The organism is Tessaracoccus sp. MC1756, from assembly GCF_014164735.1.
In the GTDB taxonomy this organism is placed as follows: domain Bacteria; phylum Actinomycetota; class Actinomycetes; order Propionibacteriales; family Propionibacteriaceae; genus Arachnia.
The window spans coordinates 498,257-520,961 of sequence record NZ_JACJFZ010000001.1; the positions used below are offsets into that span (position 1 = coordinate 498,257).

Below are 22,705 nucleotides of genomic sequence, written 5' to 3' on the forward strand. Positions count from 1 at the left end.
CAGTGGGCAACGACCTGCTCGACGCACGCTTGACCGTGCTCCTCGACGAGTTCGAGGGCAACCTGGTCGAGAGCGCCGTGGCCAGTTCGCCGTTCGTGACCGAGGCTGCCCGCCACATCATCGCGGCGGGCGGCAAGCGGTTCCGTCCGCTGTTGGTCTTCCTCTCCTCCCACTTCGGTGGGGAGTCCGACCATGACGACCTCATGCGGGCCGCCATGGTCATGGAGCTCACCCACGTGGCGAGCCTCTACCACGACGACGTCATGGACGTCGCGGACCTGCGCCGCGGCGCCCCGTCGGCCAACCGGCTGTGGGGCAACTCCGTGGCCATCCTCGTGGGCGACTTCCTGTTCGCCCGCGCCTCCACCACGGTTGCCGAGCTCGGTGTCGACTACGTCATGCTGCAGGCAGAGACGTTCTCGCGACTGGTGCAGGGCCAGATCGCCGAGACCAAGGGCCCCGGCGAGGGCGAGGACCCGCTGGCCCACTACATCCAGGTCATCGCGGACAAGACCGGCTCGCTGATCGCCGCGTCGGCCCGCTTCGGCGGCATGGTGTCCGGCGCCTCCGACGAGGTGCTCACCGCGCTGACGAACTTCGGCGAGGAGATCGGGCTGGTGTTCCAGCTCTCGGACGACCTCATCGACATCACCTCGACCAGCACCGGCAAGACGCCCGGTACGGACCTGCGCGAGGGCGTCCCCACGCTGCCGGTCCTCATGCTGCGGGCGGAGAAGGATGCGGCGGACGCGGACCTGCTCGCCCTGATCGACGGCGACCTCAGCTCCGACGAGGACCTGGAGGCCGCCCTGGAAGGGCTCAAGGCCCACCCGGTCATGGGCCGTGCGAAGGCCGAGGTCGAGCGCCATGCCGACATCGCCCGCGCCCACCTGGCGCCACTGCCCGAGGGCGAGGCGAAGGACGCGCTGCTGCAGGTGTGCACGGATCTCGTCGAGCGCACCTCCTAGGCCACGCCCGGCTCGCCGCCCGACGAGGCGGGGCCTAACGGCCGTCCGGGTAGAGTGAGGCGGTTGATTCCCCCTAGCTCTTGGAGTGATTCCTCGTGGTGCTGCGCGCGCCGGGTATGCCGCTGATCCTGCTGACCGCCTCCGTGGCGTTCGCCGGGTTCGCGCTGTTGCTGCCCATCTCCCCGCTGTGGGCCGCCCGGGGCGGCGCGGCGGAGTTCGGCTCCGGCATGGCCACCACGGTGCTCATGGCCACCACCGTCCTCACCCAGCTACAGGTCAACCGGTGGCTGGCGAAATGGGGCTGGACCCGCACGCTCTCGCTCGGCCTCCTGGCGCTGGGGATCCCCGCCGCACTCCAGGCGATCAGCCCGGACCTGTGGGTGGTACTCGGCACCAACGCCCTGCGCGGCGTCGGCTTCGGCGTCATCACGGTCTGCGGCGCCACCGCCGTGGCACTCCTGACCCCTCCCGAGGTGCGTGGCCGGGGCGTCGGCCTCTACGGCCTCGCCATCTCCATCCCGCAGCTGGTGCTGATGTCGGTGGCGCCCCTGCTGGCCGACGTGATCGGCGTGCGCTGGACGCTCGTCCTCGGCCTGCTGCCGCTGGTCGCCCTCCTGTGGGTGGCGGAACTCGGGCGGCAGATCTCCAGGCAGACGGCGGGCGACCCGGGGGCGTCCTCGGCGGGCGCGCCGCTGCTGCGCGTCCTCCCGTTGATCTGGATGCCCGTGGCCGCCCTGCTGTTGGTGACGGCCTCCGGGGGTGCGGTGCTGACGTTCGCGCCGCAGCTGGTCAGCGACCCCCTCGTGGCAATGACGGTCCTGCTCGCCGTGACCGGGTTGGCCGCCGTGGGGCGCTACCTGGTCGGGGGGCTGAGCGACCGCTACGGCACCAGGCCGTTCATCTGGTCGCTGCTCGGGGTGGCCGCGCTGGGCGTGGCGGGCATCGCGGCTTCGCTCCGGTGGGGGCAGCCCGCGTGGATGATCGTCGGCGCCGCCCTGCTGGGCGTGGCCTACGGTGCGCTGCAGACGGTGACGCTGGTGCGCTCGTTCGTGGAGGCGGGGGAGGAGAACCGTGCCTCCACCTCGGTGATCTGGAACGTGGGCTTCGACGTCGGCACCGGCGTCGGCGCCATGGCGATCGGTGCGCTGGCCGGCGGGTTCGGCTTCGCCCAGGCCTTCGTCGTCACCGCTGCCGCAGTGGCGCTGGCGGCGGTCGCCATCGCATTGCGCGAGCGCCTCCCCTGACTGCCCGGATCAGATGAGCGCTCAGGCCGATTCGCGGACGATGAGATCGGGATGCAAGATCCTGGGTTCCGGGATCACCCCGGTCTGGAGCTGCTGGATCAGCAGGTCGGCGGCGGCGGCGGCAAGCGCGAAACCGGAGTTCGTGACAGTCGTGAGGGAGGGCCTCGCATAGGCGGCCAGGCTGATGTCGTCGAAGCCCACCACGCGCAGGTCGTCCGGAACCCGGACGCCGTGCTCCGCGAGCGATTCCAGCACCCCCAGCGCCATGAGGTCTGAGGAGACGAAGAGCCCGTCGAGCTTCACCGCACCGGTGGCGATCTCGTGCCCTGCGGAGAGGCCGGAGTCACGGTCGAAGTCGCCATGCCAGATGCCGCCGGCCGCCTTGCCGTGCTCGGCGAGCTCGGTGCGCCAACCCTGGAACCTGTCGCGGGCGCCCACCATGTCCAGCGGGCCGGTGACGATGCCGATGGTCGAGCAGCCCTGCTCGACCAGGTGCCGGGTGGCGAGCCGGCCGCCCAGCACGTTGTCCAGGTCGCTGTAGGCGACATTGACGGCGCCGCTGAACGGACGCCCCACCAGCACGGTGGGCACGCCCGCAGCCACGGCGGTCTCCACCACGCCGTCGGACCCGTGGTGGGACACCACGACGATGCCGTCCGCCAGGCGGGAGCGCAGGTAATGGCGCACCCGCTGCGTCTGCCCCTGCGGGTCTCCCATCAGGAGGACCAGCTGGTAGTCGGCGCCGGTGAGCACGGAGTTGATGCCGCCGATGGCGGCCTGGAAGAAGGGGTCCTCGAACACCGTGCGCGTGGGTTCGGGCACGACGACGGCGATCGACATGGTTCGGCGCGTCACCAGGCTGCGGGCCGCGGCGTTGGGGACGTAGCCCAGGCGGGCCATCGCCTCCTCGACGGCGGAGCGGCGCTCCTCCGACACCTTGGCGGGTTCGATGATGGCGCGGGAAGCGGTCGCCCGCGACACACCGGCGAGGCGTGCCACGTCTTCGAGTGTCGGCGGGCGACCGTTGAGAGTCATCTCATCCTTCTTACGGCTTGGCCAGTTCGCGTGAACGGATCACATCAGCGTACCAACGGGCAGAAGCCTTGGGCGTGCGCACCTGGGTGTCATAATCCACGTGGACGATGCCGAAGCGCTTCTCGTAGCCCCAGGCCCATTCGAAGTTGTCCAGCAACGACCAGGCGAGGTAGCCCCTGACGTCGGCGCCGGCCTCGATGGCGTCGTGGACGGCACCGATGTGCTGGTAGAGGTAGTCGCTGCGGTCGGCGTCGGCCACGAAGCCCTCGGCGTCCGGCACGTCGTTGAAGGCGGCCCCGTTCTCGGTCACGACGAGGTAGGCCCCGTGCGGGGCGGCCCAGTCGCGGCTCAGGCGCACCAGCACGTCGGTGAAGTCCGGCGCGTAGACCTCCCAGCCCATGGCGGTCAGGGGGACGTCGCGGCCGACGCCCGTGGTGTCGCCGGTGCGCGGGTGCGGCGAGCCGGGGGAGTCGACGTCGGCGCCCGGGACAGCGGCGGTGGTCTCACCGTTGTAGAAGTTGATGCCGAGCACGTCGATGGGCTGGGAGATGATCTCCAGGTCCCCGTCGAGGATCAGTTCCGCGGGCCAGAGGTCGCCCATGTCGGCGATGAGGTCGGCCGGGTACTCCGCCGTGAAGAGGGGGTCCAGCCAGATGCGGTTGCGCAGGGCGTCGTGCCGCCGGGCGGCGTCGCGGTCGGCGGCGCTGTCCGGGTCTGCCGGGTGGTGGATGCTGGGGTTGATGGTGATCCCCACCTGCTTCGGCTGTGCGAGACCGAGCTCACGCAGCCGCGTCACGGCCAGCCCGTGCCCCAGGAGGAGGTGGTGGGCCGCGGCCAGTGCCTCGCGTCCGTCCTGGTGGCCCGGGGCGTGCTCGCCGTTCGCGTAGCCCAGGAACGCGGAGCACCAGGGCTCGTTGAGCGTGGTCCAGATGTCGACCCGGTCGCCCAGGGCGCGGTACATCACCTCGGCGTAGTCGGCGAACCGGTGGGCGGTGTCGCGGTTGGTCCAGCCGCCCCTGTCCTGCTCGTACTGGGGCAGGTCCCAGTGGTACAGGGTCAGCCACGGCTTGATGCCATCGGCCAGGAGCTCGTCCACGAGCCGCGAGTAGAAGTCGAGACCCTTCTGGTTGACCTCACCGGGGGCGGGCACCACGCGGGGCCAGGCCGTCGAGAACCGGTAGGCCTGGAGCCCCAGTTCCTTCATGAGGGCGACGTCCTGCGGCATGCGGTGGTAGTGGTCGCACGCCACCTCACCGGTGTCGCCGCCGACGACCTTGCCCGGGGTGGCACAGAACGTGTCCCAGATGGACGGCACGCGACCGTCCTCGGTGTTGGCGCCCTCGATCTGGAAGGCGGCCGTGGCTGCGCCGAAGATGAAGTCGGGGGTAAAGGTGACGGGGGTCATCCCTTCACTGCTCCTTCCATGACGCCGGCGACGAGCCGACGTCCTGTGATGATGAAAACGATGATGAGCGGCACGGTGGAGATGACCACGCCGGCCATGATGAGGGAGTAGTCCTTGAAGTAGCTGGACTGCAGCAGCTGCAACGCCACGGGGAGCGTGGGGTTGCTGGCATCGAGGACGATGAACGGCCAGAAGAAGTTGGTCCATTGGGCCACGAAGGTGAACAGGGCGAGCATCGCGGCCGCCGGCATCGCGGCAGGGAGCGCGACGTGGCGGAACGTGCTGATCATGGAGCAGCCGTCGACGCGGGCCGCTTCGATCAGCTCGTAGGGCAGCGCCTGGCTCAGGTACTGGGTCATCCAGAACACGCCGAAAGCGGTGACGATGTTGGGGATGATGACGGCGGCGAGGCTGCCCGTGAGCCCCAGTTCACCCATGACGATGAACAGCGGGACGATGCCCAGCTGCATCGGCACGGCCATGGTGGCGATGACGAAGATCAGCAGCGGCCCCCTGCCGCGGAAGCGCAGTTTGGCGAACGCGTAGCCCGCCAGCGTCGAGAAGATCACGAGGAACACCGACGTGACCGTCGAGACGATGACGCTGTTGGTGAAGGCCCGCCAGAAGTTGATGTCGGAGTTGAGTACCCGGTTGAGGTTCTCGATGAGGTTGCCCTGCGGCAGCAGGGGCGGGATGGGGTTGCGGGCGATGGTGGCCGCGTCGGAACTCGCCAGCTGGATGGCGTAGTACAGGGGGTAGATGGAGATGAGCAGCACCAGCGTCAGGGTCGCGTACGTGCCCCACCCGGCCCGGCGCCTGCCGGAGACCAGCCCCAGCTTGCGGCGTGCGTAGCGGGCCGCGCCCTTGCCCGCGGTCTGTTCGATCATGGGTGTCGAATGCATCACACGGCCTCCTTGGTGCGCTGCCTGGCCTTGCGGCCCTCGGAACTGGAGATGCGGCTGGTCAGCCAGAAGTTGATCACGCCGATGACGATGATGATGAGGAACAGCAGCCACGCCACCGCGGAGGCCCGGCCGAAGCTGCGTTGCGGCCCCCAGCCCAGTTCGTAGAGGTACATGGTCAGCGTCTGCCACTGCCGGTCCGCGCCGCCCTGACCCAGCTGGTCGAACATGCGCGGCTCGTCGAAGATCTGCAGGCCACCGATGGTGGAGGTGATGATGACGAAGATCATCGTGGGACGCAGCGACGGCAGCGTCACGGAGAAGAACTGCTGGACCCGGTTGGCCCCGTCGACGACGGCGGCCTCATAGAGCTCGCGCGGCACGGCCTGCATGGCGGCCAGGAAGATCAGCGTGTTGTAGCCGGTCCACCGGAAGTTCACCATCGTCGCGATCGCCACGTGGGCGGCGAAGCTGTCGGAGTGCCAGCCCACGGGGTTCATCCCGATCTGGCCGAGCAGGGTGTTGATCAGGCCGGAGCTGTCCGCGAAGAGCTTGGAGAAGATCAGGGAGACCGCCACCGGTGCCACCACGTAGGGCAGGAGGACGCCCATGCGCCACAGGGTCTTGGACCGCAGGTTGGCGTCGAGCATCCACGCGATGAAGATCGCCGCGATGAGCTGGGGCACGGACGACAGCAGGAAGATCGAGAACGTGTTGCGCAGCGCGTTGTAGAAGCGCGGTTGCTGCAGGACGTCGATGAAGTTCTGCAGCCCGACGAAGTCTCCCTGGCCGCCGATCAGGTGCCAGTCGTGCACGGAGACCCAGGCGGTGTAGATGAGGGGGTAGAGCCCCACGATCGCGAAGAGGATGAAGAAGGGGCTGATGTACAGGTAGGGCGAGTACTTGACGTCCCAGCGGTTCGCCCGCTGCCGCCAGGTGGTCATGGATGGCATTCGCAGTTCCTTGGGTGTGTGGTGGGCCCGGCGGAGCGCCGGGCCCACCCAGTCGGGGGATCAGTTGAGGCCGAGGGCCTCGTAGGCTTCGATGGCCTTGTCCCACGACGACGCCGCGTCGTCGGTGCCGGACTCGACGCGGTTCAGCGCATCGGTGACGGTGGCGCGGATCGAGAAGTAGTTCGGTCCCTTGAAGGGGGTGACTTCGACGGCGGCCGCACGGTTGGCGAGGATCTCGCCGGTGGGGGCGCCGTTGAAGAACTCGTTGGTCTGGCCGAGGAGCTCTTCACTGTCCAGGGCGTCGACCTGCGAGGGGAAGGTGCCCTTCGACATGAAAGCCTTGATCTGCTGCTCGGGGGCCGTCAGCCACGCCGCGAGCTCGCGGGCGGCCTCGGGGTTGGCCGACTGCTCGGGAACGGTCAGGAACGAGCCGCCCCAGTTGCCGCCGCCGCCGGGGAACACGTCAGCCACGTCCCAGCCGGTCACGCCGGCCGCGTTGCCCTCGATGACGCCCATCATCCAGCCGGGGCACAGCATCGTGGCGAAGCCGTCGTTCTGGAAGGCCGCGGTCCAGTCCTCACTCCACTGGGCGTACCCGGCGGAGAGGTCGTCGGCCTTGGCCTGCATGATCTGGTCGTAGATGGCCTTGATCTCGGTGTTCTCGCCCAGCGGGATGGGCGTGCCGTCCTCGTTCTCGAAGGGGGTGGCGACCTGGTTGACCATGCCCTGGAAGGTGGCGTCGGAGGAGTCGTACCAGGCGGCGTCGGACTTGGCGACGAAGTCCTTGCCGACGTTGAAGTAGGTGTCCCAGTCGCCCTCGAGGAGGTCGGCGACGGCTTCACGGTCCGACGGCAGGCCGGCGGCCTCGAAGAGGTCCGAGCGGTAGCACACGGCCTCGGGGCCGATGTCGGTGCCGTAGCCGATCAGCTGGCCGTCGGCGGTGGTGGCGGAGGCTTCCTTCCAGTCGAGCCAGCGGCCCTCGACGTCGTCGTTCTTGAGATCGACGAACTTATCGGCGTACTGCATCAGTTCGGGCAGCCAGTCGACCTCGACGGCTTCGATGTCGGAGAGGCCGGAGCCGGCGGCCAGGCGGGTGTTGAGGTTGTCGCGGGCCTCATCGGTGGTGGCGGCCTTCTTGTGCTCGATCTTCACGTTGGGGTGCTCATCCATGTAGTCCTGGAAGAGATCCTCGTAGCCGAATTCGTTGAACGTGGCCACGCGCAGGGTGATCTGCTCGTCGCTGCTGGCTCCGGTCTCGTTGTCGGCAGGCTCCGCGCTGGCGGAACAGGCGGTGAGCCCGATGGCCAGCGCACTGACCAGAGCGATGGAACGCTTCTTCACTATGACTCCTTCGTCAATGTCCGTGCGCTCCGTGGGAGCGCTCTCATGGAGCAACTGTCATCGTTCGCGCGACGTACGTCAAGCTGAAGCGAGGTTCTGTTATCAAATCGAGACATGAGAGCGATCTCACGTTGCGTGAAATGGCATTGACAAGGGGAAACGTAAAAAGGGCTGGAGCGCCATGATCAGCGCTCCAGCCCCCTCTTCCGAGATCACCAGATGGTGACGCGGTCCTCAGGGGCGAGCCAGAGAGCGTCGTCGTCGCTGACCTCGAAGGCGCCGTAGAAGGCGTCGAGGTTGCGCACGATCTGATTGCAGCGGAACTCGTTGGGGGAGTGCGGGTCCGTCGCCAACAGGACCTTCATGGCTTCGGGGCGCCGCTTGCCGCGCCAGGCCTGCGCCCAGCCGGTGAAGAAGCGCTGGGCCGGGGTCAGGCCGTCGACCGCCTCGCCATGGGGGTCGCCGCCGGCCAGCAGCCAGGCGTCGTAGGCGATACCCAGGCCGCCGAGGTCGCCGATGTTCTCCCCGACGGTGAGCCTGCCGTTGACGCCGGCGCCCTCGATGCCTTCCGGGATGAGGCCCTCATACTGACCGATCAGCCGCTCGGCGAGCGCCTCGAAGGCCTCCCGGTCTGCGGGCTGCCACCAGTCACGCAGGCGGCCGTCGCCGTCGCAGGTGCTGCCCTTGTCGTCGAAGCCGTGCCCGATCTCGTGGCCGATGACCGCGCCGATGGCGCCGTAGTTGACCGCGTCGTCCGCGTCCGCGTTGAAGAAGGGCGGCTGCAGGATTGCGGCCGGGAACACGATCTCGTTGCGGAGCGGGTGGTAGTAGGCGTTGACCGTCTGCGGGAACATCTGCCACTCGTCGCGGTCCACCGGCCCACCGATGCGCTCGAGGGTGTAGTCCAGCTCGAAGGAGTTGGCGGCGAGCACGTTGGCGACCAGGTCGTCGGCGGTGACCGGCAGCGCCGAGTAGTCGCGCCACTTCACCGGGTAACCGATCTTGGGAGTGAACTTGCTGAGTTTGCGCAGCGCCTCGGCCCGCGTCTCCTCGGTCATCCAGGTCAGCTTCGTGATGGAGTTCGCGTAGGCCCTCATCAGGTTGCCCACGAGCTCGTCCATGGCGGCCTTCGCCTCGGGCTTGAAGTGGCGCTCCACGTAGAGGCGGCCGACGGCTTCACCGAGCACGCCCTCCACCAGGGCGAGGCCGCGCTTCCAGCGGGGGCGCTGCTCCTCGTTGCCCGCCAGCGTCTTCTCGTAGAAGTCGAAGCGGGCCTCGACGAAGTCCTCGGACAGGTAGGCCGACAGCCCCGAAAGGGCCTTCCACCGTGCCCACGACCGCCACGTGTCGAGGGGTGCCGACACCAGCACCGGGGCCACCCCCTCGAGGAACGACGGCTGGCTGACGATCAGTTCAGCCAGCTTCCCGCGGGGGATCTCGGCGCCTTCGAGGAACGCGTCCCAGTCGAACCCCGGCGTGGCGGAGATGACGTCCTCCAGCGACGTGGGGTTGTACATCGCCCGCAGGTCGCGGCACCGGACCCTGTCCCAGTGGTGTGACGCGATCTCGGTCTCGACGGCGAGGACGGCCTGGGCCTGCTGCTCGGGCAGCTCGAAGCCGGCCAGTTCGAAGACCCGCGTCAGGTGCGCCAGGTACTTCTCCCGGATCTCGCCGTGCTCCTCCAGGCGGTAGTAGGCCTCGTCGGGCAGCCCCAGGCCACCCTGGGAGGCGAACACGGCGTAGCGGCTGGGGTCTCCCGGGTCTGATTCCTCGTAGAGGTGCACCAAGGGGCTCAACCCATGGCGCAGCGACCAGCCGAGGTGCCGGGCCAGGGCGACGGGCGAGTCGATCGCGTCGATCGTGTCCAGGATGGGGCGCACCGGCTCGATGCCGAGCGCCTCGATGCGGTCCGTGTCCATGGAGGAGGCGTAGAGCGCGGCGATGCGGCCCTCGTCGCTGGTGGGGTCGCTCTGCTGCTGCTCCTCCACGATCGCGCGCACGTCCAGTTCTGCGGCGTTGCGCAGGTCCACGAAACCGCCGGCCGAGGACTGGTCAGGCTCGATGGTGGCCGTCCGCAGCCAGGTTCCGTTGACATGGCGGAAGAGATCGTCCTGTGGACGCACGGCGGGGTCGGAATGTTCGAAGTCGATCGCAGGGGTCATGGCGGCCACCCTACCGTCGCTATCCGGTGCTCCAGGTCACCTCGATGGCCGACGGATCGCGGCCCAGCATGGAGGCGCGCACGTCGGCGGAGATCGTCGGTGTGGGGTGCGAGGCGGACCCGTTGCTGTAGGTGATGTCGAGCGCGGTGGCCAGCCGCAGCCGGATCAGGGCCACGCTCTGGTCGTCTGCCACCAGGGTGGGGGAAACATCGGACCAGGGGTTGTTGGTCAGGCGCCATCTCGCAGAGGAGACCGTCGCGCCACCGGCTGCTTCCGCCTGGTTGGGACACCCGGCCGGAGCGATGCTCGGAGTGCTGAAGCAGGCGTTGAGGGAGGCCCTGGCGGCCCCGATCAGCGCGTCCCGGCCCGCCTCTGTGAGCTCGGGCGTGATGTTGACCTTCACGGCGTCGGCCCGGGACGGGGAGGCCACCTGCAGCACGCTGGTCTCGGTGAAATCGAGGAAGGGCAGCCCAGTGGAGACCTCGTAGGTGCCGGGCACCACCTCGTAGGTGAGCGACGGGTCGATCCGCTGATCGTTGACCAGCACCGGGAGGTTCTGGCCGCCGGCGAGCACGAACTCTGCAGTGACCGTGGTCTGCGCCAAGCGGTACCTGCCGTTGTCCAGCAGGTTGAGCGAGATGGTGGTCTCGAACGGCTGGCCCGCGATGAGGTAGCGCACCGGGATGTCGGTGGCCGTCAGGCTGTCCGACAGGATCTCGACATCGGTGATGGGGCTCAGTTCGCGGGAGCGGGCGTAGACGTCCGCGTTCAGCAGCGCCTGCGAGCCGTTGCCGCCGGTGTCGCCCATCGCCAGCGCGCGGCCGAGGTCGCCGGTGGAGAGTGCCTCGAAATACTCCGAGACGATCTCCTGCGGCGTCTGTGCCGTGACCTCCGAGATGCTCGCCGTCGGGCTGGGCAGGGAGACGATCGTGTCAGGATCATCGGCCACCGGCCTGAAGTGGTTCACGTAGAGGAAACCGGTGAGTACACCCACGGCGAGGATCAGCGCCATACCCCCCACGAACGCCCGCACGGGGAAGGGTCGCCGGACCGCGGCGTCCCCAGAGGGAGGCGCGACGAAGCGGCTGTGGTTCCGGGCGCGGGTGAGCACGGACTGCATGCCGACGGCGTCGAACGTGTCCGGAGCGGGGGGCGGCGCCTCGTCGCCGGTCATGGGGCGGGTGGGCGTCGTGGGTGACGTGGGGCCGTCGGGAGGCATCGGCTGATGCCAACCCGGCTGCCGGTCTGTCATCGCGTCTCTGCCTCCCAGGTATCTGGCCCGGCGAGTATCGCGGCCAGCGCTGCCTCGGTGTCTTCGGCCTTGGCGGTACCGATCTGGTCCCGGACGAGGTCATCATAACTGGGGCGCTCAACGCGCCTGAAGATGCCGATGGGGGCCTGCCGGAGCACGCCCGGTTCCGTGAGGCGCGACAGTGCGAACGCCAGCGTGGGGTCCTGGCGCGTCTCGTCGTGCACGACGATGCTGGCCTGGTCCACCTCCGCGGTGCGGACCACCTTGAGGTCGCCGTCGACTCCCCGGGCAACCGCCAGTTCCCCGTTGCCGAACGTGATGGGCTCGCCGTGCACCAGCTTGATCAGCAGACCGTCCGGGCCCTTCAACGTGGAGAAGGCGTCGTCGTTGAAGATGGGGCAGTTCTGGTAGATCTCCACCAGCGACGTGCCGCGGTGGTTGGCCGCCGCCGTCAGCACCTCGGACAGGTGCGCGCGGTCCGAATCGATGGTGCGGGCCACGAAGGTCGCCTCGGCGCCGAGCGCGAGCGTGACGGGGTTGAACGGCGTGTCCACCGAGCCGTACGGCGTCGACTTGGTGAGCTTGCCGATCTCCGAGGTGGGGGAGTACTGGCCCTTGGTGAGGCCGTAGATCCGGTTGTTGAACAGCAGGATGGTGAGGTTCACGTTGCGGCGCAGCGTGTGGATCAGGTGGTTGCCGCCGATGGAGAGGGCGTCACCGTCTCCCGTCACGACCCAGACGTTGAGATCCGGCCGCGTCATGGCCACGCCCGTTGCGATGGCCGGCGCGCGCCCGTGGATGGAGTGCATGCCGTAGGAGTCCACGTAGTACGGGAACCGCGACGAACAGCCGATGCCCGAGATGATGACGGTGTTCTCCCGCTTGATGCCGAGCGTGGCCATCATGGACTGGAAGGTCGACAGCACGGCGTAGTCGCCACAGCCGGGGCACCAGCGCACCTCCTGATCGGAGGTGAAGTCCTTCTTGCTGAGCGGTTCGACGCTCAGCGGAACTCCGACGAGACCCGACATCAGTTGTCCTCCTTGGTGGTGGCGTCGATCTCCGCGCACAGGTCGACTTCGAGCTCGGTGAGCGAGATCGGGAGCCCGCGGACGCGCGAGTAACGGGTGATGGCCTTGGCATACCGGGCCTGCAACACGACGGCGAGTTGACCGAGGTTCATCTCGGGCACCACGACCTTGTCGTAGCGGTGCAGGATGTCGCCCAGGTTGTCCGGCATGGGGTTGAGGTGACGCAGGTGGGCGAGCGCGACCTTGCGGCCGGAGAGGCGGACGCGGCGCGCGGCCGCGGTGATGGGGCCGTAGGTCGAACCCCAGCCCAGCACGAGCACGCGGGCGTCGCCGGTGGGGTCGTCGACGACGAGGTCCGGGATGTCGCGGGCGATGCCCCGCAACTTCGCCCGGCGCGTCAGCGTCATGGCCTCGTGGTTGTCCGGGTCGTAGGAGATGTTGCCCGTGCCCTCGGACTTCTCGAGGCCGCCGATGCGGTGCTCCAGGCCGGGGGTGCCCGGCACGGCCCACGCGCGGGCGAGGGTTTCGGGATCACGCGCGTAGGGCAGGAACGCATCCTTGCCCGAGGCGTCGGTGCCGTTGAGTTCGGTCGCGAAGCCCGGTTCGATGGGCTCGATCTCGCTGAGGTCCGGCAGCCTCCAGGGTTCCGCGCCGTTGGCGAGGTACCCGTCGGACAGCATGATGACCGGTGTGCGGTACTTCACCGCGATACGGCAGGCCTCCAGCGCCGTGTCGAAGCAGTCCGTCGAGGACTTTGCGGCCAGCACGGGCAGCGGCGACTCGCCGTTGCGGCCGTACATCGCCTGCAGCAGGTCCGCCTGCTCGGTCTTGGTGGGCATGCCCGTGGACGGGCCGGAGCGCTGCACGTTGACGACGACGAGCGGGAGTTCGGTCATCACCGCCAGGCCGATGGTCTCGGCCTTCAGCGCCATGCCGGGGCCCGAGGTCGTGGTGACGCCCAGGGAGCCGGCGAACGACGCGCCCAGCGCGGCGCCGACGGCGGCGATCTCGTCCTCCGCCTGGAAGGTCATGACGCCCAGGTCCTTGCGGCGTGACAGTTCGTGCAGGATGTCCGACGCGGGGGTGATGGGGTAGGACCCGAGGAAGAGCTGCAGGCCGGCCTTGTGGGCACCCGTGATGAGGCCGTAGGCCGTGGCCAAGTTGCCCGACACCTGGCGGTAGCGGCCGGCGGGGACCGGTGCGGGGGCGATGGTGTAGTTGACCTCGAACGCCTCCGTGGTCTCGCCGTAGGCGTGACCGGCCTTGAAGGCCGCGATGTTGGCGTCGCGGATGTCCGGTTTGGAGGCGAACTTCTCGCTGAGGAACCGGAGGGTGCCGTCGACGGGGCGCGAGTAGAGCCAGCTCAGCAGGCCCAGGGCGAACATGTTCTTGGTGCGCGAGGCGTCCTTGCGGGTCAGCCCGAATCCCTCGACGGCGCCGGTGGCCAGGCCGGTGAGGTCCAGCGAGTGCACGGAGTAGTTGGTGAGGCTGCCGTCCTCGAGCGGGTTGGTCTGCCACCCGATCTTCTTGAGGTTGCGGGGCGTGAAGTCTGCCGTGTCGACGATGATGACGCCGCCCTTGGGCAGGTCCTTCAGGTTCGCCTTCAAGGCCGCAGGATTCATCGCGACGAGCACGTCCGGCCGGTCACCCGGGGTGACGATGTCGAAGTTGGCGAAGTGCAGCTGGAAGCTGGACACCCCGTGCAGCGTGCCCTGTGGCGCGCGGATCTCCGCCGGGAAGTTGGGCAGTGTCGCGATGTCGTTGCCGAACGCGGCCGTTTCGGCCGTGAACCGGTCTCCGGTGAGCTGCATGCCGTCGCCGGAGTCACCGGCGAAACGGATGACCACCCGGTCGAGCGAGAGCTGGTCTGCCACTGTTTGTTCCCTCTTGTCGTGTCGCTGGAGACGAATCGTCTCCGGTCAGAGTTTAGACCCGGTGTTTCGCGGGTCCCTCAGCGCATAACACCGGGCGGCACCCGATTAGTCCCGATCGCTCGGGAGAATCCCCGTTCAGCTGTTAGGGGACACGGCGGCGAACAGTGCCATGGCCGACTGCGAACTGGCCTTGTGGTTGTACATGCTCGTCTCCAGGCCGACGATCGCGGCCAGCTCGTTGTTGTCGTCGATCAGCTGCAGCCCGGCGTAGACGTGGCCGCCGGCCCGTGCGGGGAGCCCGTACCGGACGGTCTGGGGGCTGGCGGCGGCGCACTTGCTCCAGTCTCCGATGCCGCAGAGGCCGTGACCTTCCGCCACGAGCGACGCGGCCATGTGGTGCCAGACCAGCTTGCCGTTGTCGGCCAGGGGGCAGAAGTAGGAGTGCCAGCCGGACGGCGACACCCGACCCCGGAATTCCGGCTTCGTCACGATGCAGCCGCGCCCGGCGTCCTGGTAATCGCGGAACTGGAAGGACTGCCGCACCGGGAGAAGGGTAGGGGTGGCCAGGTTCTGCACCCAGAGGGTCTTGTCGGCGCCCCCGGCAGGGCTCGGGAAGAGCGCTTGTGACACGACGGCCGGATTGACCGAGCGCGGCGGCAGCCACGGCGGCTGCTTCTGGGTCTCCGGGACCATGGAGCGGCCGGCAGCCGGCGCCTTCGTCGAGCCGAACATGAAGCCCAGCGCGTCGACGCTGCCCGGGTGGGTGTGCGAGGCGAGGCGCAGCTCACTGTGGGCGGCGCCGGGGGCGGTGACGTCGAGGTAGGTCTCCGTGGTGAACGAGTTGTTCCAGAACAGCCGGAGGCGGTTGCCGCCCGAGTGGTCGTAGGTGCCGTAGCGCACGGTGGGCTTGGCGCTGAAGGAACGTGCGGCGCGCACGTCGCAGGTGCCGGCGGACAAGGCGGGCAGCCCCATGCGGGCGCGGTCCGCGTTGTCCGGGGCGCTCACCGTGCAGCCGATGGGGCGGTTGGCGATGGAGGTGCGGAAGGCGCCGTAGTCCGACTCGCGCGCCATATCCCAGGTGAACGACCAGTGGCTCTCCCGGAACGTGCCCACCTTGCCCGCGGGGTCCAGCTCGACCTGGCTGAGGCGGCCGGTGCCGCGCGCCTGGCCGGCCTCGGTGGGGTTGGTGATGATCGTGCCCAGCGAGAAGAACCGCCGGCCGAGCAGGAAGGCCGGCGCCTTCTGGATCGGGTCCGCCTCCAGGCCCACCTTCATCGAGCCCGGCGTGACGCGGACGATGTTGTTGAACATCCACTGGTTGACGGCCTCGATCCGGCCGCCCACGGAGGTGTAGGCGGTGCCGTGGATGTAGCTGCGGCAGCCGTCCTTGCCGGTGGCCGCGGTGCCGCACTCGGTGCGCCACCTGCGGCCGCCTTCCGTCCACTCGCCGGGGTTGGCCAGCGGGTTGGCGCCCCACAGCTTGTGTGCGACGGGCTTGTAGGTGAGGTTGTTGAACGCCCAGCCGTTGGCCTGGCTGAAGCGCCCCGCCGCGTCGCGGGTGATCTGCGTGGCGAAGATCTCCGTGCGGCAGCGGTCGATCGTCGGGGAGTACGCGGCACACGTCGTCTTCCACTGGCGGCCGTTGAGCGTGTGGGTGCCGGGCGTGGTGTACACATCGAGCGCGGCCGCTTCGGGGGCCTCCGTGACGGTGGGGAGCAGCACGCCGCCCACTGCCATGAGCGTGACCAGCATGACGGTCTTCAGGCGGTTCATCAGGTTCTTCTCCCCAGGGCTCTCGCGGCGTCTTTCCCCGATCACGGAGCCTAACCCAAAGCCTTGTCAGTCTTGAATCAGCCCCAGGATGTCTGCCGCGCTCATGGGGGCCGCGGTGTCCGAACCGGAGCCCACCACGTCGTCGAACAGGGCGCGCTTGCGTTCCTGCAGCGCCACCACCTTCTCCTCGATGGTGCCCTCCGCGACGAGCCGGTAGACGTTGACGGGCTTGTCCTGCCCGATGCGGTGCGTCCGGTCGATGGCCTGCGCCTCCGCGGCGGGGTTCCACCACGGGTCCAGGATGAAGACGTAGTCCGCCTCCGTCAGCGTGAGGCCGAAGCCGCCGGCCTTCAGGCTGATCAGGAACAGGGAGGCTTCACCGCCGCGGAAGGCGGAGATCCGCTCCGCCCGGTTGCGGGTGCTGCCGTCGAGGTACTCGTAGCTGATCTTCTCGGCGTCGAGCCTCTCTCGCACCAACCCCAGGAACCCGGTGAACTGCGAGAAGACCAAGGCCCGGTGACCCCCGGAGAGGGCCTCGTCGAGCAAGTCGAGCAGGGCGTCGATCTTGGCGGAGACGGCCGGGTAGTCGCCGTCGACCAGGACGGGCGAGAGGCTCAGCTGGCGCAGCATGGTGAGCGAGCGCAGGATGGTGATGCGGTTGCGCTGCAGGTCTCCCACCAGGCCGAGGATCTTCTGTCGTTCGCGGGCCAGGTGCTTGTCGTAGATCCGTCGGTGGGCCGGCGCGAGCTGCACCGGCACCAACTGCTCCTGCTTGTCCGGCAGTTCCTCCGCGACGGCGGCCTTGGTGCGCCGCAGGATCAGCGGGCGCGTCCGGCGGTGGAGCCGGGCCAGGGTGTCGCGGTTCCCGTTCTCGATGGGCTTGCGGTAGGCGATGGTGAACGCCTTCGGGTCCGGGAACAGCCCGGGGGCGGCGATCGACAGCAGCGACCACAGGTCCATCAGGTTGTTCTCCAGCGGCGTGCCGGTGAGGGCCACCTTCAGGCGGGCCCGGAGCCGGCGGACGGCCTTGTACGCCTTCGACGTGTGGTTCTTCACGAACTGAGCCTCGTCGAGCAGGACCGCAGACCACTCCAGGTCCCGGTAGGCCTCCTCCTCGAGCCGCAGCAGTGTGTAGGAGGTCACGACGAGGTCTGCCCCCTCGATGGCCTCCGACAGCTGGGTGCCACGTCGGGCGTGGGTCTCCGTGATGGCCACGACTGTGAGGCCGGGGGCGAACCGCTCCGCCTCCGCCACCCAGGTGCCGATCACGGAGGTGGGGGCCACGACGAGCGCGGGATGCGTCAGCTCTCCCCGCTCGCGCACCGACTGCAGGAAGGCGAGCGACTGGAGGGTCTTGCCCAGACCCATCTCGTCGGCGAGGATGCCGCCCAGCCGCGTCTGCCACAGGAACGTGAGCCAGCGGAAACCGGTGTCCTGGTAGGGGCGCAGCTCCGCGTCGAGGCCCCTCGGGAGGTCCACGGGGGGAAGCGATTCCGGGTCCAGCAGGCCCTGCACCGACTGCCGCCACGCGGCGGACTGCTCTGCGACGACGCCGAGCGAGACCAGCTCATCCCAGAGGCCGGCGTGTTCGGGCCGCAGGCGGATGGTGTCGCCGTCGTGCTCGACGAGCAGCCTCGCCTCGTCGAGGAGCTCGCGGAGCTGGACCAGCTCCGGCACGTCCAGCGAGAACCAGATACCCGAATCGAGGACGAGATGGTCGTCGCCGGCCGTGAGGGCTGCCAGCAGTTCGGCCAGCGGCACGGATTCGCCGCCGACGGTGACGTTGACGCCCAGATCGAACCAGTCGCCCCGCTCCGACTCGGTGACGTTGAGCTCGATGTCCGGTTGGTCGTCAGCCTCACGGTAGGTGCGGGCGCTGCCCGTGGACTCCACTTCGACAGCCGGGTGCGCCTGCAGGTCCGGGAGGGTGTCGCTGACGAACCCGATCAGCGGTCGCCCGGTGAGGGTGGTGGGTTCAGGGCGCCGCTGGGAGAGCGGCTGCAACCAGGGGCTCGCCGCCAGGGGCAGCAGCTTCGCCTCGGCCGCGTAGTCGCGGGGGTGGGGTTCCGACGCGCGGGCATGCAGCGGCACGTCGACGACGGTGGTGCCGATGCGGTAGCGGAACCCCCACTGCAGGGTGGCAGCGTCCGGGGAGAACTCGGCACGGAGGAGCAGTTTCGGCGGTTCAGGCTCCGGGAGTTGCACGTCGTCGGCGAGCTTCACCCGGAGCCGGCGGCGCAACTGCGGCAGGAAGCCGGCGGAGAACGCCGCCTCCTCCGCTTCGGGAACGGTGATGGAGCCGTGCGCGAACACCCGCTGCTCCGACTGGTCCAGCGGGCGCGACAGCGCGCCCAGGACCAACTCGCCCTCGCGCGGGAACGACACGCCGTGCGCCGGGCGACCCAGCAGCGCCCGGCCGGTCACCTCGACGGTGTCCTCGCCGTCGTGCACGGCCGGGACCAACCTCAGGCCGCCGTCGTCGCGGCGCAGCAGCAGCGTGGGCTCGAAGGGCTGGGCCGAGACCACCGGTGGGGCCATCGTGCGGCCCGAGGCCGCCGCACCCGGGATGAACTCTATGCCGACGGCGGAGGCGCGGCGCAGGGCCTCCCAGACGCCCGGGTTGAGGTCGTTGAACGCGAGCACCTGCGGCACCCAGTTGCCGCCGCCCCTGGACAGGTCGCGTGATTCGAGGACGGCCCGGACAGCCTGGAGGTGGGACGGTTCCAGGTTTCCTGGGTCCCTGATGATCTCGGCCCAGCCGACACCGGAGCGGACCCAGTTGCCGCGCGCGCCCAACCGGGCGGGGGCGATGCCCAGTTCCGCGCCGTCTTCGCTGAAGACCAGCGCCATCGGTGAGCCGTCCGCCACCGTGGGCTGGTCCATCAGCGGTTGCAGGAGCGCCCGCCAGGACACCTGTGGGCGGGTGAGCGCCGGTGTGCGCATGCTGAGGATGAGGGCCACCGCGTGTTTGCAGTTCGCCCGCATGGGGCAGCTGCACGTGGCGGTGAGCACGCCGCGGTTGAGCGCGACGCTCGTCTGGTACTGCCGGAAGTTACTGCCGCGCACCTGCGCCGTGGCCAGCACGCCGGCCGTCTGGATGTTGGAGACCCGCCCCAGGTTGGCATAGTGCGCCCCGCGCGCCACCGTCGGTGCGCCGAAGTGAAGAGTGAGGTCCGCGTCGGTCAGTCGCGGGACCCAGTCCGGGTAGGTCGTCGTCATTGCTCGGGCGAGTCTAGCCGCCCGAGCCGACTGTGCCGTATCGCACTAGACTCTCGGCATGCTCATGGCACGCGACTGGTTCGGCGACGGCGACATCTTCGTCGTCGACGTCCCGCTTGCCTGTTGCGCGCTGGAATCGCAGTCAGCGGCCGGTTCGCGCCCCGTCGTCGACATCGCGGCCATCCCCGACGGGGCCAGGATCGTGGTCACTCTGTCCGGCACGATCACCGCGCCGATGGTCCCGGCCATCCGTCTCGCGCTCGACCAGGTGCCGGGCGCCACGGTGGTCGCGTTCGGCGCCTGCGCCTGCGTCGGTGGGCCCTACTGGGATTCGTACGCCGTCGTGAAGGGCGGCGAGGAGCTGGTCCCCGTGGACCACTTCATCGCCGGCTGCCCACCGCCGCCGTCCGCGCTCGACGAGTATCTGGCTGGCCTCCGTGGCTGAGTACCAGATCCCGGCGCAGGAGTGGGCCGACGAGACGGCGGCCGCCCGCCGCGCCGGGTTCAGCCTGCTGATCAACCTCACCGCCGTCGACGAGCTGGGCCGCTCGGACGAGATCCGGGTCATCCTCACGCTCGAGAACCCGGTCACCCGCGACCGCGCGGACCTGGTGACGCGCACCCCCCGCAACGATGCGCACCTGCCGGACGTGGCGGCGGTCTTCCCCGGCGCCGCGTGGTTGCAGCGCCAGGTGCATGACTTCTTCGGCGTCACCTTCGACGGCGGGGACAACCGCCCCCTGATCCATCACGCGGGCGGCGCCCCCCTACGCAAGGACGTCCTGCTCGCGCCGCGCCAGGCCAAGCCCTGGCCGGGCGCCGTCGAGCCTGGTTCCTCCGAGCCCGGCCGCCGCAAACTGTTGCCACCCGGAGTGGAGGGCGCCCGATGATCCACGGCTCCATCGACCTCATCGAGGAACGCTGCACCTCCTGCATGATCTGCGCCAGGGAGTGTCCCACGTGGTGCATCACGCTCACCTCGCACCAGGAGCAGACGCTGCCCGCGCCCGGCGCCCGCCCACGCACGCACAACGTGCTCGACTCCTTCGCCATCGACTGGTCCCTGTGCATGTACTGCGGCGTGTGCATCGAGCAGTGCCCCACCGACGCGCTCGTGTGGGGCGGCGCGCACGTGCCTTCGGCAGACCGCCTGGTGGACCTGCTGCACCACCGTGAGCAACTGGCCCCCGGTGCGACGCACGGGTGACATTGCCCGGGGCGCGTGGTCAGATCTGAGGCAGGCCGCCGCCACGCGTGGCGTCTGGTTCGGTTTCCTCGGCAGCCTCGGCATCCTCATCGGCTCGCTGAGTCCCGCGTACCTCCCGCAGGCCTCGCCCATCTGGGACGTGCTGCGCGCCTGGCGCATCGACGGGCCCACCACCCGCTGGTTCGGCACCATCGCCACGCTGCTGGGCCTCATGCTGATGCTCGAGGCGTGGTTCAGGCTCCGGCCGGCCCGCCGTCGGGCCATGGGGCAGCCGCAACTGCGGCACTGGGCGGTGCTGGCCATCGTGTCTCTGCCGCTGTTGTTCGGCCCACCGATCTTCTCCCACGACGCCTACTCCTACGCCGCCCACGGCTGGCTGCTCCACAACCAGTTGAACCCCTACGCCGTCGGCCCCGGCATCCTGCCCGGCTACTACGCCGACCAGGTGGCGTGGGTGTGGCGCGGCACGACCGCGCCGTACGGCCCGCTGTCGCTGTGGATGAGCCACGGGCTCGTCAACGTGGCGGCCTTCGACCCGTACCTCTCGGCCGTCCTGATGCGGCTCCCCGCGCTGGTGGGCGTGGTGCTGATCGGCCTGATGGTGCCCCGGATCGCGGAGCGGGTGGGCGTCGATCCCGCCATGGCCAGCTGGTTCGCCGTGCTCAACCCGATCCTGGTCATCGACTTCATCGGCGGGGCGCACAACGACTCCCAGATGACAGGCCTGATGCTGCTGGGCATCTGGGTCACCCTGAAATGGCGACACTGGTGGCTCGGCGCCCTCATCATGGGCCTCGCCGCGGCCATCAAGCAGCCCGCGTTCCTCGTCTCGGTCGCGCTGCCCTTCCTGGTGCACCCCTGGGCGTCGTGGCGATGGCGGCCGACGATGTGGGCGGCCCTGAAGGCGACGGCGTCGCTCGCCATCTCAGTGGCGGTCTTCGCGGGCATCTCGCTGGTGTCGGGGCTCGGCTTCGGCTGGGTCAACGCCATCAACGTGCCCGGCATGGTGGACACGGTGTCGCCCTTCACCGTCGCCGGTTTCATCGTGCAGTACCCGGTGACCTGGGCGGGCCTGGACCCCACCGGCCGCGCCGTCATCACGGTGTTCCGCGGCATCGGCGCCGTGGCGGCCGTGGCGGGCATCGGCTGGTTCGCGTGGCGGCACCTGGGCAAGCGGCCACTGCACTTCATCAGCTATTCGTTCCTGTGGTTCGCCTTCTGCGCCCCGGCCATCCACTCCTGGTACCTGCTGTGGGGAGCCGTGCTGCTGCCGGTGACCCGGCCGTCGTCACGGGCGCTGCGCTGGGCGATCGTCGCCACCGTGATCCTGCTGGGGTTCAACGCGATGAACTTCGGCATCCGCAACGGGCTGTGGATGATGGTGCTGATCCTGTTCGCGGCGTCTTACTGGGCGGTGCACACCCACGAGCTGCGCCAACCCATCACAGAGAGTAGTCAGCCAGCACCGGAGAGTGGTCGCTGATCCGCTCCTCGTAGGTGGCCTCCCGGCCCACCCAGGCCCGGGTCGCCCGCGCGGCCAGCCCGGGGGAGGCCAGGTGGTAGTCGATACGCCAGCCGGCGTCGGTGGTCCAGGACTGGCCGCGCCACGACCACCAGCTGTAGGGGCCGTCGGTGTCCGGGTGCAGGCGTCGCACGACGTCGACGAGGCTGCGCGGGCTCAGTAGGGCACCGAACCACTCGCGCTCCTCTGGGAGGAAGCCCTCGGACTTCTGATTGGTGCGCCAGGTCTTCAGGTCGTGGCGCGTGTGGGCGATGTTGAAGTCGCCCATCACCAGGAACTCGCGGCCCTGCGCCGCCGCCTCGCGGCGCGACGTGGTCAGCACCCGGGCGAGCCCGCGCATGAAGCGCATCTTGCGCTGGTACTTCTCCTCGCCGTCCTCCTCGTAGGGCCACGCGGAGCCCTTCGGGAGGTACAGCGACGCCACCCTCAGCGGGGCGTCGGACAGGTCGACCTCGACGTAGCGGCCCTCGCCGGCGAATGACGCCAGATCGCGGCTGATGATCCGCTCCGCGTCGACCTCCTCCGGCTCGCCGTCCGGGGCCACTGTGGTAACCGACTCCGAGAGGGCCCGCACGTGGGCGGGCTTCTCCCGGGTGAGCACCGCCACGCCGTTGCGCCCGGCGAGTTGCCCCGCGTCCAGCGTCACGTGGTAGCCGGCGAACGCGTCCGAGGGGAGGTCGCCGACGCGGCAGCGCACCTCCTGCAGCGCGATGACGTCGGCCCCGGCACCGTCCCAGTAGGTTCGGAAGCCGCGGCGGAGCGCCGCACGGATGCCGTTGACGTTGTGGGTACCGATGCGCATGGTGCCGAAGCTTAG

18 protein-coding genes are annotated in these 22,705 nt (G+C 69.3%); 6 read left to right on the forward strand and 12 right to left on the reverse strand.

Annotated elements, in window-relative coordinates:
- The first annotated feature begins 2 nt into the window (after positions 1-2).
- Both H5393_RS02300 and H5393_RS02305 read left to right on the forward strand, forming a co-directional pair.
- Positions 3-968, forward strand: coding sequence for a polyprenyl synthetase family protein (locus H5393_RS02300; RefSeq protein WP_182765357.1), 966 nt, complete (start codon positions 3-5; stop codon positions 966-968).
- 95 nt (positions 969-1,063) lie between these two features.
- A complete protein-coding gene (locus H5393_RS02305) occupies positions 1,064-2,212 on the forward strand; it encodes an MFS transporter (protein WP_182765358.1) in 1,149 nt (382 codons plus the stop codon).
- Between the two features lie 21 nt (positions 2,213-2,233).
- Here H5393_RS02305 and H5393_RS02310 read toward each other — a convergent pair whose 3' ends face one another.
- The 11 genes from H5393_RS02310 to H5393_RS02360 all read right to left on the reverse strand — a co-directional run bounded on the left by H5393_RS02310 (position 2,234) and on the right by H5393_RS02360 (position 19,159).
- A complete protein-coding gene (locus H5393_RS02310; protein WP_182765359.1) occupies positions 2,234-3,247 on the reverse strand; it encodes a LacI family DNA-binding transcriptional regulator in 1,014 nt (337 codons plus the stop codon).
- Positions 3,248-3,257: 10 nt separating this feature from the next.
- Positions 3,258-4,652, reverse strand: coding sequence for a GH1 family beta-glucosidase (locus tag H5393_RS02315; protein WP_182765360.1), 1,395 nt, complete (start codon positions 4,650-4,652; stop codon positions 3,258-3,260).
- Positions 4,649-5,554: a carbohydrate ABC transporter permease gene (locus H5393_RS02320; protein ID WP_182765763.1), complete on the reverse strand. Its 906-nt coding sequence runs from the start codon at positions 5,552-5,554 to the stop codon at positions 4,649-4,651. Before H5393_RS02320 ends, H5393_RS02315 begins: the two co-directional genes overlap by 4 nt.
- Positions 5,554-6,507, reverse strand: a complete 954-nt coding sequence (locus H5393_RS02325) for a carbohydrate ABC transporter permease (protein ID WP_076060815.1) — start codon at positions 6,505-6,507, stop codon at positions 5,554-5,556. The genes H5393_RS02320 and H5393_RS02325 overlap by 1 nt, the downstream gene beginning before the upstream one ends.
- A gap of 60 nt (positions 6,508-6,567) precedes the next feature.
- Entirely contained in the window at positions 6,568-7,848 is a 1,281-nt protein-coding gene (locus tag H5393_RS02330) for an ABC transporter substrate-binding protein (RefSeq protein ID WP_370585900.1), read from the reverse strand.
- 212 nt (positions 7,849-8,060) lie between these two features.
- On the reverse strand, positions 8,061-10,010 hold the full coding sequence (locus H5393_RS02335; protein WP_182765361.1) for a M13 family metallopeptidase: 1,950 nt from the start codon (positions 10,008-10,010) through the stop codon (positions 8,061-8,063).
- A gap of 19 nt (positions 10,011-10,029) precedes the next feature.
- Positions 10,030-11,229, reverse strand: a complete 1,200-nt coding sequence (locus H5393_RS02340; protein WP_182765362.1) for a hypothetical protein — start codon at positions 11,227-11,229, stop codon at positions 10,030-10,032.
- Positions 11,230-11,258: 29 nt separating this feature from the next.
- Positions 11,259-12,293 carry a 2-oxoacid:ferredoxin oxidoreductase subunit beta gene (locus H5393_RS02345; RefSeq protein ID WP_182765363.1) on the reverse strand — a complete coding sequence of 345 codons (1,035 nt, stop codon included), beginning with the start codon at positions 12,291-12,293 and terminating at the stop codon, positions 11,259-11,261.
- On the reverse strand, positions 12,293-14,167 hold the full coding sequence (locus tag H5393_RS02350) for a 2-oxoacid:acceptor oxidoreductase subunit alpha (protein WP_370585901.1): 1,875 nt from the start codon (positions 14,165-14,167) through the stop codon (positions 12,293-12,295). Before H5393_RS02350 ends, H5393_RS02345 begins: the two co-directional genes overlap by 1 nt.
- A gap of 135 nt (positions 14,168-14,302) precedes the next feature.
- Entirely contained in the window at positions 14,303-15,940 is a 1,638-nt protein-coding gene (locus H5393_RS02355; RefSeq protein ID WP_182765364.1) for a hypothetical protein, read from the reverse strand.
- 66 nt (positions 15,941-16,006) lie between these two features.
- Complete coding sequence (locus tag H5393_RS02360) at positions 16,007-19,159, reverse strand: DEAD/DEAH box helicase (RefSeq protein ID WP_182765365.1); 3,153 nt, start codon at positions 19,157-19,159, stop codon at positions 16,007-16,009.
- A 58-nt stretch (positions 19,160-19,217) separates the two neighbouring features.
- On the opposite strand from H5393_RS02360, the gene H5393_RS02365 reads away from it, so the two are divergent.
- From H5393_RS02365 to mptB, 4 genes are read left to right on the forward strand one after another with little or no spacing between them, the layout of a single operon-like run.
- Positions 19,218-19,604: an NADH-quinone oxidoreductase subunit B gene (locus H5393_RS02365; protein ID WP_182765366.1), complete on the forward strand. Its 387-nt coding sequence runs from the start codon at positions 19,218-19,220 to the stop codon at positions 19,602-19,604.
- Entirely contained in the window at positions 19,597-20,049 is a 453-nt protein-coding gene (locus H5393_RS02370) for an NADH-quinone oxidoreductase subunit C (RefSeq protein WP_182765367.1), read from the forward strand. The genes H5393_RS02365 and H5393_RS02370 overlap by 8 nt, the downstream gene beginning before the upstream one ends.
- A complete protein-coding gene (locus H5393_RS02375) occupies positions 20,046-20,366 on the forward strand; it encodes a 4Fe-4S binding protein (protein ID WP_182765368.1) in 321 nt (106 codons plus the stop codon). Before H5393_RS02370 ends, H5393_RS02375 begins: the two co-directional genes overlap by 4 nt.
- Positions 20,350-21,849, forward strand: a complete 1,500-nt coding sequence (gene mptB, locus H5393_RS02380) for a polyprenol phosphomannose-dependent alpha 1,6 mannosyltransferase MptB (RefSeq protein WP_182765369.1) — start codon at positions 20,350-20,352, stop codon at positions 21,847-21,849. The genes H5393_RS02375 and mptB overlap by 17 nt, the downstream gene beginning before the upstream one ends.
- On the opposite strand, the gene H5393_RS02385 is transcribed toward mptB, so the two are convergent.
- The gene (locus H5393_RS02385) at positions 21,809-22,690 is read right to left on the reverse strand and encodes an exodeoxyribonuclease III (RefSeq protein WP_182765370.1); all 882 of its coding nucleotides are present in this window, start codon (positions 22,688-22,690) and stop codon (positions 21,809-21,811) included. The genes mptB and H5393_RS02385 overlap by 41 nt on opposite strands.
- Positions 22,691-22,705: the final 15 nt, after the last annotated feature.